9 protein-coding genes are annotated in these 13692 nt (G+C 43.3%); 2 read left to right on the forward strand and 7 right to left on the reverse strand.

Features of this window, described 5'->3' with window-relative positions; genetic code table 11:
• Nucleotides 1-6 precede the first annotated feature (6 nt).
• Genes LA303_RS12855 through LA303_RS12865 form a run of 3 tightly spaced genes read right to left on the reverse strand, consistent with a single transcriptional unit; the run spans nt 7 to nt 3259 of the window.
• Nucleotides 7-1275, reverse strand: coding sequence for an ABC transporter permease (locus tag LA303_RS12855; RefSeq protein ID WP_240525782.1), 1269 nt, complete (start codon nt 1273-1275; stop codon nt 7-9).
• A 20-nt stretch (nt 1276-1295) separates the two neighbouring features.
• Nucleotides 1296-2531 carry an ABC transporter permease gene (locus LA303_RS12860; RefSeq protein WP_240525783.1) on the reverse strand — a complete coding sequence of 412 codons (1236 nt, stop codon included), beginning with the start codon at nt 2529-2531 and terminating at the stop codon, nt 1296-1298.
• The gene (locus LA303_RS12865) at nt 2528-3259 is read right to left on the reverse strand and encodes an ABC transporter ATP-binding protein (RefSeq protein WP_240525784.1); all 732 of its coding nucleotides are present in this window, start codon (nt 3257-3259) and stop codon (nt 2528-2530) included. The genes LA303_RS12860 and LA303_RS12865 overlap by 4 nt, the downstream gene beginning before the upstream one ends.
• A 231-nt stretch (nt 3260-3490) precedes the next feature.
• On the opposite strand from LA303_RS12865, the gene LA303_RS12870 reads away from it, so the two are divergent.
• The gene (locus LA303_RS12870; RefSeq protein WP_240525785.1) at nt 3491-5296 is read left to right on the forward strand and encodes a MutS-related protein; all 1806 of its coding nucleotides are present in this window, start codon (nt 3491-3493) and stop codon (nt 5294-5296) included.
• Between the two features lie 122 nt (nt 5297-5418).
• The gene (locus tag LA303_RS12875) at nt 5419-7587 is read left to right on the forward strand and encodes a DUF5916 domain-containing protein (protein WP_240525786.1); all 2169 of its coding nucleotides are present in this window, start codon (nt 5419-5421) and stop codon (nt 7585-7587) included.
• Between the two features lie 641 nt (nt 7588-8228).
• On the opposite strand, the gene LA303_RS12880 is transcribed toward LA303_RS12875, so the two are convergent.
• The 4 genes from LA303_RS12880 to LA303_RS12895 all read right to left on the reverse strand — a co-directional run bounded on the left by LA303_RS12880 (nt 8229) and on the right by LA303_RS12895 (nt 13678).
• Nucleotides 8229-10859, reverse strand: a complete 2631-nt coding sequence (locus LA303_RS12880) for a leucine-rich repeat domain-containing protein (protein ID WP_240525787.1) — start codon at nt 10857-10859, stop codon at nt 8229-8231.
• Entirely contained in the window at nt 10844-11716 is an 873-nt protein-coding gene (locus tag LA303_RS12885; protein ID WP_240525788.1) for a hypothetical protein, read from the reverse strand. Before LA303_RS12885 ends, LA303_RS12880 begins: the two co-directional genes overlap by 16 nt.
• Before the next feature lie 7 nt (nt 11717-11723).
• Entirely contained in the window at nt 11724-13070 is a 1347-nt protein-coding gene (locus tag LA303_RS12890; protein WP_240525789.1) for a glucose-6-phosphate isomerase, read from the reverse strand.
• A gap of 101 nt (nt 13071-13171) precedes the next feature.
• Nucleotides 13172-13678, reverse strand: coding sequence for a hypothetical protein (locus LA303_RS12895; protein WP_240525790.1), 507 nt, complete (start codon nt 13676-13678; stop codon nt 13172-13174).
• Nucleotides 13679-13692 lie beyond the last annotated feature (14 nt).

Below are 13692 nucleotides of genomic sequence, written 5' to 3' on the forward strand. Positions count from 1 at the left end.
ATCAATTTATTCATCTCTCAATGCTTCCACCGGCTTAATGCTTACGGCTCTTTTGGCAGGAATCATTCCGGCAAAAATGCCCGATACCACCAAAACAGCCAATGCGGTCAGGGCAACATGAAAATTCACTTCGGGATGGAGAAAAAACTGTGATTTTCCGCCGCTTTTTACCAAAAGCTTATCGATTAACGAAAGCAGGCTCACCCCGACAACAAGTCCGGTATAACCGGCTACGATAGTCAGCGTAACCGACTCAAGAATAATCTGCGAAATAATATGGAAAGGAGTGGCTCCCAATGCTCTTTTCACCCCGATTTCGCGGGTCCGTTCCTTGACAATAATCAGCATAATATTGGAAACGCCGATAATACCGGCCAACAGGGTACCTACTCCCACAATCCAGATCAGTCCGTTAATACCGGCAAAAAGACCGGTCATTTTTTTAAATTCTTTTTCCAGGTTAAAATGGCCGATAGCCTGGGTATCTTTCGGATTGATGTGATGGATTTTTTTCATCAGGGCAATGACCTTGGCTTCAGTAACTGTTGCCGGCACGCTGTCCTGCGAAGTAATTGCAAACCAGAACACCCGGTTTCCATAATTAAAGGTTCGCTGCATACTGGTAAAAGGCAAAAAAATGCTGTTGTTATCGCGGTCGGCCCGGTTACCTTTTTTCTTAGACTGAAAAGTACCCACTACTTCAAAGTAAACGCCTTGAATACGAATGTATTTACCAATAGGATTTTCCCCGTTTTTAAACAATCCGCTCACCACGTCTTTTCCGATGACCGCCACTTTACGGTAATGACGAATATCATTCATATTTACAAAACGACCACTCAGCATGTCCACCGGACTGATTTTAATAAAATCGGGATAATCGCCATAGATGGTATAACCTCCGGTTTCCTTTCCGTATACCACATTGTTGGCACCGCGATAACCGCCTCCCTGCAAACGGGGAGCCAACAGTTTTACATCAGGAACATTTTTACGAATCGCTTTTATATCACTATTGGTAAAATGAAAACTCCGCCCTTTTTTAAATCCCTGATAAGGAAGTGAGGTTTGTTGTGCCCACATAAAAAAACTATTGGTAGCCAGGTCACCAAAACCTTCCATCACTCCGTTTTGCAAACCTTTTCCGGAGCCCAGCATCACCACCAGCATAAAAATGCCCCAAAAGACGCCAAAGGCGGTGAAAAAAGTCCGGACAGGATTCTTTTTCAGTGCAGTCCAGATTTCCTGCCAGTTGTCCCAGTCAAATAGATTCATCGTTGGTTTCCTTTCCTGAATTATTCATCACGTAACGCTTCAATGGGTTTTATGGAAGCCGCTTTTTTGGCCGGAATAAATCCGGCAATGGCTCCGGCAATGACCAGCAAAACCATCGCTGAAATGGCAATGGAAAGGTTGGCTTCCGGATGCCGGAAGAAGTCAGACGGCGGCAGATACTTATTTACCAGTTCCAGCAACCCTACACCGGCCATCAGGCCAATATATCCGGCCAAACTGGTAATTACCACCGACTCCATTAAAATAAGTCCTACGATAGATGCAGGAGTAGCACCCAGCGCTTTCCGGATACCGATTTCTTTGGTTCGTTCTTTTACTACAATCATCATAATATTGCTCACCCCCACAATACCGGCAATAATGGTTCCGATACCGATTATCCAGATAAACAACCGGATTCCGGCAAACAGGTTCATAAACTTTTCATATTGTTCCAAGGTATTCGAAATTCGAATGGCTCTTTGGTCAGAAGGGGAAAAATGATGCGCTTTGGCAAATTGCATCCGGAGTTCTTTTTCGATGGTTTTGGTTTGACGCAGTGAAGCGTCGCCAACGGTCAACGAAATCATTCCCAGCCGGTTTCCACCATTAAAAATACGTTGTGCTGTGGTTACGGGGATATAGGCTTTCCGCATTTCACCGTTGCCGCCGGCATCTTTAAAAACGCCAATCACTTTAAACGGAATATTGCCTACCTCCACATATTTTCCCAGCGGAGAAATCCCGTGCCGGAAAAGATCTTTTCGTACCACATCACCAATGACAATCACTTTACTGAAGTGACTTATATCAAGCGGATTAATAAATCGTCCCATGGTGATTTCGGTATTTTCGATGTATCTGTTTCCCGGATGCACAGCCCGGATGTCGTAAGAACCCGACCAGGTTTTGTAACTGACATTTTTGTTTCCCACATAAAAACGACCCGAAATGTGATCGATATGCGGATCCACCTTTTTTGTCCGGGTATAATCTGCATTGGTAAATTGTATCCTGCGCCCGGCATTGGTTCCTTTATAAGGTTTGGAGGTCAGTCCCTGAAAAATCCACAAACTATTGGTAGCTTCATCGGCAAACTGATGTTGCACGCCGTTTTGCAATCCGCGTCCCGAACCCAGCAAAATAATCAGCATAAAAATGCCCCAGGCCACACTAAAACCCGTTAAAAAAGTACGTAACTTATTCTTGCTAATCGTACTGAAGATTTCCTGCCACTTGTCACGGTCAAATATCATAAGGCCAAGGCTTCTTCTTCCACAAGGTTTTCAAAAACTTTTTGTTTCGACTCACTGCTGTTGGCATCATTTTCAATACGACCGTCTTTCAGGTGGATAATCCGGTCGGTTTTTTCGGCAATGTCCTGCTCATGAGTAACAATAATCATGGTGATTCCTTCGCGGTTGATCTGTCGCAACAAATCCATCACTTCCATAGAAGTTTTCGAATCGAGCGCACCGGTAGGCTCATCGGCCAAAATCACTTTGGGTTGGGTAATCAACGCACGGGCAATGGCCAGCCGCTGCTTTTGTCCGCCGGAAAGTTCGCTGGGCATGTGTTCAGCCCACGGACCCAACCCCATTTTCTCTAAATATTCTAAAGCCAACTGGTTACGCTTTTTTCTGGGAACTTTCTGGTAATAAAGAGGTAAAGCCACATTTTCCATGGCATTTTTAAAGGGGATCAGGTTAAACGACTGAAAAACAAACCCCAACATTCTGTTTCTGTAAAAAGCGGCTTTTTTTTCGTTGAGATTCTCCATCAGGGTTTTATCCAGAAAATATTTTCCTTCGTCATAACTGTCAAGAATGCCGAGAATATTCAATAAAGTAGACTTGCCGGAACCGGAAGACCCCATGATAGAAACCAGTTCACCTTTTTCGATATGCAGATTAATTCCTTTTAAAACATGGAGTTTGTTTTTCCCCATCCGGTAACTTTTATGAATATTTTCGAGACGTATCATTGTTATTTTTTTGCTTCGGTGAAAAATATGATCACTACATAAAGACCATGAATTATGCCACTGTTATAATCTAACTGAAACACATCTGTTTACACATATTTTACACCATTATACACCCCGTCCACCAACCCAGGAAAGTGTTCGGCTTTTCTACAAAAGTGTGCGATTTCGTGCAATAGGGTAAAAAGAGAAACAGCATAATTGTATTACTTTTGCGGTGAAACAAAAAACATGAAAAAACAGGCTGTCTCACCGGAAAGATTTTTTCAAGACCAACTCGCGATTTACGAAAAACAAAGCCGGCAAATACAAAAACAAATACGAAAGACTTCTGCCTTTCGTATTCTTTCTTTTCTTGCCACGATAACCGGAATATATCTGGCCGCATCGTACACGTCCGGTGTGGTAATAGCCGTATCGCTCACCGGTTTTTCTGTTTTTGGTTTTTTTGTTTACCGGCACATCCGGCTTTTCCAAAAGAAAAAATTAACGGACAAACTTTTAAAAATAAACCGAACTGAATGGCAGTTACTACATCTTGACACTTCAGGGCAACCCGATGGAACGGTTTTTCAGGATGCAGCACATCCCTTTGCTGCTGATCTGGATGTTTTCGGACAACGTTCTTTATACCAGTTACTTCATCGTTGTGCTACCCGTCCGGGGAGCCAGCTGCTGGCCCACACGCTTTTGTATCCATTACAACAACCCGGAGAAATTATTCGCCGGCAAAAAGCCATTGCCGAATTATCAGAAAAACCGTTGTGGCGCCAGGCCTTTCGGGCGGCCGGACCAGATGAAGAAAACGAAAGCAACAGCGTAACTGGTCTTTACCGCTGGGCAACCCACGAAACACACTTTGACCGGCCTTTTCTCAGAGCCGCCATAGTCATTACTCCGCTGGCCGGTTTTTCCATTCTTTTTCTCACCCTTGCCGGGAGTCTTCCCCCCATTATTCTTCTCCTGTTTTTACTCTGGCCTTTCTCCATCCTGGGTCCCAATACATCAGCGATTAATCGCGCCTACGATCTGCTTGGAAGAAAAACATCGCTATTGCAACAATATGCAAAACTTTTCGAGAAGCTCGAAAATGAATCCTTCCGGTCCGAAATCATGCAACAAGCCACCCAAACCCTAACCCAGGGAAAACAATCGGCTTATGCCGCCGTGAAAAAACTATCGGATATCACAAAAGCTTTCGATTACCGGCTTAATTTTCTCACCGGTTTTTTCCTGAATTCCTTTTTCCTGTGGGATCTTTGGCAGAGCATCCGGGTTGAACGGTGGAAAAAACAATACAGCTCATCCCTTCAGGAATGGTTTAACACCCTGGCACAGGTAGATATGCTGTGTTCTTTGGCAGGATTTGCATTTCAACACCCCGAAGCCGTTTTTCCCCGGCCGGTTAATTCAAACTTTCAATGGGCCGGTGAGGCATTAAAACATCCGTTTATTCCTGCTGAGAAATGTGTGGGAAATCCGGTAGATATTACCGGTGAGGGGAAATTCCTGATTATCACCGGAGCCAACATGGCCGGAAAAAGTACCTATTTACGAACGGCAGGCATCAATCTGCTGCTGGCGATGACCGGTGCTCCCGTTTTGGCCGACAAACTGGATTTTACTCCTATACAACTGTTTACCGGCATCAAAACAACCGATTCCTTACAAGATGGAGAGTCTTATTTCTTTGCCGAACTCAAACGGCTGAAAGAAATCATTGTCCGGCTGGAAAAAGGAGAACGGATGTTTATCATTTTAGATGAAATTCTGCGCGGAACCAATTCAAAAGACAAACAAAAAGGTTCCAAAGCCCTGCTCCGGCAGCTCATCCGGCTAAAAGCTTCCGGAATGATTGCCACCCATGACCTGGCTCTGGGAAAACTGGCTGATGAATTCCCTCAAAACATTGTCAACAAACGATTTGAAGTAGAAATAAAAGATAACCAGCTCCAGTTTGATTATTTATTAAAAGACGGAGTAGCCGAAAACATGAACGCTACCTTTTTAATGAAAAAAATGGGAATTACCCTCTGAAAACATTCCGGAGCTCCCCGCTGAAAAGCTATCTCTATCTGGATTAAAGATAAATTAGTGCTCAACGAATAACAGAACACGCGAATATTCTAACTTTGAGTGCCTCAATCTCACAACAAAGCATGACGGACAATTACAAAATCTTTACTTTGTTGGGGTTTTGCTTTTTACTTTTTACTTTACCCTTGCATGCCCAACATTCTCAACCCGACACACTCCATGCCCTGCCGGTGAGTCAGCCTATTAAGCTGGACGGAAAACTGAATGAAACTGTCTGGCAGCAGGCACAAAAAATTTCCAACTTCACACAACGCGAACTACATGAAGGACAACCGGCTACCGAGCGGACAGAAGTAGCTGTGGTTTACGATTCAAAAAATCTTTACGTCGGCGTATGGTGCTACGATGATCATCCGGAAAAAATTGTGGCCAGCCAAATGAAACGCGATTTTGATTACAGTACAGATGATAATTTTCAAATTGTGATTGACACTTATGGCGACCATCGCAACGGCTATTTGTTCATCACCAATCCTAATGCCGCACGTACCGATATTTTGATTTCACGCAATGGCGAGAGTACCAATCCTTCATGGAACGGGGTTTGGAACGTAAAAACCACCCGCACGGCCCAAGGCTGGTTTGCTGAGTTTGAAATTCCTTTTTCCACCCTGCGTTTTACTAAAAAGAAAAACCAGATTTGGGGTATCAACTTTGAACGCAACATCCGCCGGAAACGAGAGCAGGACGACTGGCAGGGATGGTCAAGAAATGCCAGCATCCGGCAGCTTTCCAAAGCCGGTTATCTTGTGGGCATCTCCGGAAAAAGTAAAACGTCATTGATCGAACTAAAACCTTACGGCATTACCGGACTGGAAATCAATAAAGGCGAAGACCCGAAATTTAACTGGAATGTGGGAGGCGATGTAAACTATCTTGTAACGCCTACCTTAAAACTGAACTTAACCATCAACACTGATTTTGCCCAGGTGGAATCGGACCGGATGCAAGTGAATTTATCCCGTTTTTCGCTTTACTATCCGGAAAAAAGGGAATTTTTTCTGGAAGGAAAGAATTATTTCAATTTTGGTTTAGGTTACAGTACTCAACCGTTTTATTCTCGTCGCATTGGACTGGCTCCTGACAATTCCACCGTTCCCATTATTGCCGGTGTTCGTATGATGGGAAAAACCGGAAAGACTTCCATCGGAGCCATGAGCATCGAAACGGCCGAAAAAGATACGTTGCCTGCCACCAACTATTCGGTTGTCCGCATTAAACAGGATGTTTTCAAAGAATCGAGTGTGGGAATGATTGCTGTGAGCAAGCTGGAACCCGGACGACAAAATCTTACTTACGGGGTTGATTTTACCTATTTCAATTCGCATTTTAAAGGCGACAAAAACATCTCGTTCGGCGGAGCTATAGCGCAAAGTTACACATCGGACAAAGCCCAGAAAACAGGACTGGCCAGCCGGTTGTTTTTCGACTACCCCAACGACTTTGTTGATTTTTCTGCTGTCTGGGACCGCTCGGGAGCCGGATTTAATCCGGAAGTGGGTTATCAGCGCCGCAAAGCTTACCAAATGTACAATGCCGATTTACGGATTAAGCCCCGCCCCAAAAAACATCTCCGGTTTTTCCAGCAGTTTTATTTTAAACTATTCGATTTTAACTGGTACGTGGATGATATTACCCATCAGTTACAGTCATTCTGGTCAGAGTTCAGGCCATTGGGATTTACTACCCGGAGCGGCGAATATTTTGAATTCAATATCCAACGGAAAGCAGAAAACCTGACGGAAGATTTTAACATTTATGATGATATCATCATTCCTAAAGGAGAATACTGGTATACCGACTGGGAACTGCAGTTCGCCACTTACCGCGGGCGAAAAGTGTATGCTGAGTTTTTTTCAAATTGGGGTGGGTTTTATGACGGAAACCGGACAATTTTATCCGGACGGTTAAACTGGCAAATTTCAAAATACATTCGCATTAGCGGCGATTACTCCCATCAAAATATCTTTTTACCCGGCGGCGATTTTGTAGTACACGAAGTAAGTGGTCGTGCTGACTTTGCTGTAAATCCCGATTTATTTGGCTCATTATTTGCCCAGTGGAATAATGAAGAAGAAGAAATACTGATGAATTTCAGAATAAACTGGATTCCCAAACCCGGAACCAATTTCTATTTTGTGGTCAACCAGGGATACGATACCCAAAACCATCAGTTCGACGCCAAATACACTACCGTTCAGGTTAAACTCATCTGGCGCTTTGTGATGTAAAACAGAAATCACAAAAAACAAAAAGACAAATCACAAAAAAATCCTAAACCCTAAACGCAGAACACAAAACCATAAATAACTTAAAATCAACTAATCACCAATGACCCTTTCCCATTCATCGGTTCATCATTCCACATTTATCGTTCATCCTTCCCAATGACCAGTAACCAATGACAAAGGTTGGAAATCACAAAAAACAAAAAGACAAATCACAAAAAAACCCTAAACCCTAAACGCAGAATACAAAACCATAAATAACTTAAAATCAACCAATCACCAATGACTCTTTCCCATTCATCGGTTCAACATTCTACATTTATCGTTCATCATTCCCAATGACCAGTGACCAATGACAAAGGTTGGAAATCACAAAAAACAAAAAAGCAAATCGCAAAAAAATCACAAGCGCCCAAAACCAACTGTTTTGTCATGTTGAACGTAGTGAAACATCTTTTTTAACCGCTTTAACAGCCGTGATTATTTTTGATATCTTTCACTCCGCTGCGCTGCGTTCAAGATGACACCGGAAACACAGATAAAACACTGTTCAACACTCATCGTTGACATCAAACATCCCCCATCTTCACATCGCATATCCAAACCTCCTCACATCCAAACATTCCCACATCCCAAAGGTAATGTCAATAAAAAATAACCCGGGTTTTCGGATGTTTCTCCTTGAAATTATCCACTTTCTTTTTTCTGAGATAAGTGTGGTCACACCGTACCAGCGTAAGATGCGGCAACGCCATAATGTATTTAAGTGTACTCACCCGCGTGTTGTTCATTATCAGTTCTTGCAAACGGGTAAGCCCCGAAAGAGGTTTCAGGTTTTTCACTTTCGTCCCCGAAATATTCAGCTTCTGCAACTGATGCAGCCCCTGTATGGGAGACAGATCTTCCACCGACGTGTTTTCGAGCTTTAGCACCTCCAATTGTTTTAATTCGACCAATGGCGAAATATCCCACAGCGGACCATTGGTAATGGACAGGATCCGGAGGGTTTTTATTTCAGCAAGCGGCGAAATATCCGTAACCGAAGTATTATCCAAACGTAAATTTTTCAACCGTTTAAAAAGCGTAAGCGGTTCCACATTATCAATATCAAGATGATTGGTTACATTAATCTTTTCCAGGTTAATCAACTGTTGTATCTGTCCGGGAGTTGGCGGATTATTCATATCCAGCTGCTGCTCAAATGCCTGCTGCCAGGGTTTCTCCAGGTTATTCCACCAGATTTTCAACCGGTCGCTTTGAAAAATCACCAAACATTGGGGAAGATGTTTCTGTAAAGCCAATACATTTTTCTCGTTTACCTTGCTATGATCAGCCAAAATCAGCTGTAATCGCTGACTTCCTGCCAAAGGCATCAAATCGGACACAGCTGTATTTTCAATATTCAGTTTTTGCAGATTGGTCAAATTTTTCAAGGGCTCCAGCGAAGTAACACGGGTGTAACTAACATCCAGGTTTTGCAGGGTACGCAACGCAGCAAGCGGTTGCAGGCTGCTCACCGAAGTTCCCGATACGTTTAACGATTTTAAACGGATAAGCATTACCAACGGCTGCAGACTATGAATCTTTGAATTGCCATGCAAATCCAGTTTTTTTATAAGCAATAATTTATGGAGTTGTTCCTTGGTAATGGGAGGCTGCAAACCGGTGTGAGAAATAAAAATATTTTTCCAGCTGTCGGAAAGTGATGCCCACCATTTTTCCAGTTTCTGCGAATTGAAAATCACCTGGCAATGGGGATTTTTTTTATGAAAAGCCGTCGCCTGCTGCAAATGAACCCCCGAGTTATCACAATAAATGTATTTCAGGGATTTCAACCCGGCCAAAGGCATCAAGTCGGAAACACGGGTTCCGTTAATTTGCAAAATGGTCAGGGAATCGAGTGTACTCAACGGATGCAAATCGATGATCAACGTGCTGTCAAGATTCAGGGTTTGCAAAGCCCGCATGGAAGACAAAGGCGAGAAATCTTTAACATGACTTCTTGCCAGCGAAAGGGCCGTTAACCGGGTTAACGAAGCCAGCGAATCGATTTTTTGTGCCGGAACAGCATTCAGTTCAAGAGAACGCAAATGAACCAGGCTTTGGAAATTAGGGATAGAATCCACCCGGGTATGAGAAAGATTAACAGCCTCCAGGTTTCTTAGTCCGGCCAGCACTTTAATCTTTTTTACCGGCGTATAAGCTGCATCCAGCTCCCGGAGTGATGAAATGTAACGCAAGGGTTCCAGCGATTCCACCGGACATCCGGTAATATCCAGATATTCTAACCGGCTTAAGGTACGCAATGGAGTCAAATCATCAATCAGGGTATGGGCACAATTTAATGTGCGCAAATTATCCATTTCGCTCAATGGCTGCAGGTTTTCAATATCCAGGTTACCGGAAATATTCACTTCGCGGGCTTCCCGCAAATGACGAACCAGCTGGATCATTAATCCGGTATTCTTCATCGGGAGGGTATCCGGCACCCAAACCACCGAATCGCTCACCACCAGCAAACTGTCTTCTTCCGGTTGCTGAAGACGTGCCGAATCGGCATTCAGGCTATCCGCATCATAAACCTTTTTTATTTCAACAACAATGTTCTTGTCGGAAAAAGAGAGAAGGTGATTCAGCGGGATGCTGTCGTAAACCCGAATGGCTTTCCCAAAATAATTTTTCCAGGCCGGAGAAAGGGTATTCCACCAATACTCTATTTCGGCATCATCCGTCGGTTTATTGGTATAAATACTGGCTATTTTCAGGCTGTTTTGTTCCGGGTCAAGATTAATCTCCACATAACGCAACTGATTATTCTCCACCGTATCGCCATTCACCGTAATCCCTTTCAACGTCCGGTTTAAAGTAACCTTAAAATAAATCTGCCCGTCAGGAGCCTGTAACGGCTGAATGTTGGTGATGTGAAAAGTAAAATGCACTTTCTTAAAGAAAAACACCACGTCTTTTAAATAAGCCTGAACATCTTTATGGATAGGAACAACCCGGTGGGCATCCAAATCGCCTTCGATCTGGACTTTGTCATTCTGAAAAATTTTCAGATAGCTGTTATTAATAATGATCTCTTTTTCGGCCGGTGGATTTTCCGGATTTCCCAGAAAATTCAACGTTCCCTCCAAATATTCCATCATTTGCCGGCATTCGGTTTTATAGCCGGCTATTTCTTTGGGCGTAAGTTTTACCGCCGTTTTCTGGGCCTGAACCCCCGGTGCCAAGAGAAGAAAAATGAAAAACAGAAAATTTATTTTGTTGAACATGAGCGAAAGAAATTAATGAGTTTTGCTTTCTCCTGAGGAGATACGTATTTTAAATTAGAGATTAACCAACCCGAATTGCTGGTATTCCGGTTAAAATAACTCAGTTCAAAATACCAATGAGGGATTTGTAAAAAATGAAACTTCACCGAATCGATGTGATCAAACGTTAGTGCTCCTGTTTTCATCAAATAAAAAAACAACGTAAGATAATCCGGACGGTAATTGGTGGCGGCATAATATTCCACGTGTTCCGGATCATCAAGCGCTTTGTTCAAATTCATGAAATCGAGTTCGTGACTTTGCGGATGCAAAAAGTATTTCATCTGTCCGGCTTTGCTTTCTGCCGGAAAAAGATTGTGTAATTCCGGATCGTACACATTGCTGATAATCCATTTCGATCCGAGTCCGGCCTTTTCTACCGTCAGAAAAAGAATCAGGTGCACCGGTTCTCCTTCTTTTTTAAAAGTAGCCGACACTTCGGCATACCAGTTTTTATCCAGAAAATTCAGATAAACCGGATGTTTGGCATTGGTCACATCTTCAATAAAATAGGTTTGCAGTTTGCCCGATGTTCGCGGATTTTGCATATCGAACAAATACGGCAATAGCTTTTTCCGTAACGCATTATTATGATATCTCTTATCTGTTTTTTGCAATGGCAAGCCATCGGGAGCTTCTTCCATATTAAAACGATGAACAAACTGATTCACCTGCTTGTTCATCATATAAAGATTCCTTTCGCCTCCCAGCTGCCCCGAAGGAGCCAGCGTTTGTGCCGAAAGAGAAAAACTTCCCAACAAACTGATAAAAAGTATCTGCAAACTGATTTTCAATGCTTTCATCCTGGTTTTTGTCACGGCATTTTTAATTGAGCTTTTCCCGGATTCGTTCTGTTTCTTCTTCAAAACCGGGTTTCCCGAGCAGCGCAAACATATTCCGTTTGTACGCTTCCACACCGGGTTGGTCAAATGGATTAATGCCCAGCAAATAACCACTTACCGCACAGGCCATTTCATAAAAGTAAATCAATTCGCCAAGAGTGGTTTCGTTTATTTCCGGAAGGGTTACTTTCAGGTTGGGAACCCCGCCGTCCACATGGGCCAGGGCAGTTCCCAGTTCAGCCATCCGGTTTACTTCGTGAATCCGTTTACCGGCAATATAATTCAGCTTATCCAGGTTCGCTTCTTCGGCAGGAACCACCAGGTTGTGTTTGGGCCTTTCTACCGAAAGTACAGTCTCAAACAAAATACGGTTTCCTTCCTGAATGTACTGTCCCATGGAATGCAAGTCGGTGGTATTGCTTACGCCGGCAGGGAAAATTCCTTTGTTTTCTTTGCCTTCGCTTTCGCCGTACAGCTGTTTCCACCACTCGGTAAAATAAAACAATGCCGGTTCGTAATTCACCATGATCTCAATGGTTTTTCCTTTAGCATACAACGCATTACGAACAGCGGCATAGGCAGCTGCCGGATTTTCGTCAATCTGCGAAGTCGTTTGCAAAAATTCCTGCATATACCGGGCTCCCTGCAGCAGGGCACGGATATCAAAACCAGCCACCGCTATGGGCAACAGGCCCACCGGAGTCAGCACCGAATAGCGGCCGCCCACATCGTCGGGCACAACAAATGTTTCATATCCTTCTTCTGTAGCCAGCTGTTTTAAAGCGCCTTTTTCTTTATCCGTAATGGCAATAATGCGGTTACGGGCTTCTTCTTTCCCGTATTTTTTCTCCATGTGTTCGCGCAGCAACCGGAATGCCAGCGCCGGCTCGGTAGTAGTTCCCGATTTGGAAATCACCGTAAGGGTATATTCTTTCTCATCCAGAACCTGCAACAGTTCGGCAAGATAATCTTCGCTGATATTATTTCCGGCATACAGCATCACCGGGTTACCGGCCTTTTTACGCAAAAGCGGGAAATGGGGTGACAACGCTTCAATAACAGCCCGTGCGCCGAGGTACGAACCGCCGATCCCCACCACAACACTTACTTCGGACATTTCACGAAAACGGGTTGCCGCCGTTTCAATTTTTTTTATCAGGGTTTCATCCGTAGATGAAGGAAGTTCGGTCCATCCCAAAAAATCGCTGCCTTTTCCTGTCCGTTCACGAATAGCCAGAAAGTGACTTTCAATGGCTTCCTGATAACCGTGAATTTCTTGCCGGCCAATAAAAGGAAGTACTTTTTCGTAATTGAATTTCAAATGAATCATAACAAAACTTTTAGATAGCAAAAGTATCAAAAACTATGGAAACCTGCCGGCATTCTATCCTCTCTCAAACGGCTTTTTCAACCCGTTTACCGGATAAGTGTTTAATAAACTCCGGCTTTCAATGGATTTTTCTGTTTACCCTGATGTTTTAAATGATGCATGTATCTTTTTAAAAATTCCATACGTAATGAATCCATGGTACGCATTTCGCGGTTCATGTCAAAAATTTCCTTCTGCCAGTCATCAAAAAAATGCGCATTGTTAAAGAAAGCATCCATCATAGACGAATCGTTCAGGTCAAAATTCGGGTTTCCAAAAATCTGTAACAACGAATCGGGCAGATTTTGCCGGAAGAAGGGCTTAAAATCACCCATCATTTGCTGCATATCGATATGTACATTTTCGTTGCCGTTGCGATAGGTCCACTCGTACGTTGAATCGTAGCGAATAAGATTTCCGTTTTTATCATACTTTTTTTGCACCTGAATGTGTACCTGTGGTTTATTCATAGCATTACCGGTTGTGTCGGGTTGGATTATTTGTGCTTTTACGCCGGCTGCTGCAAACATGAAAATAACAGATAAAAAAATGTTCCTCATCGTTTTCATGACACTTGATTTTT

Source organism: Candidatus Sulfidibacterium hydrothermale (genome assembly GCF_020149915.1).
Taxonomy (GTDB): Bacteria; Bacteroidota; Bacteroidia; order Bacteroidales; family F082; genus Sulfidibacterium; species Sulfidibacterium hydrothermale.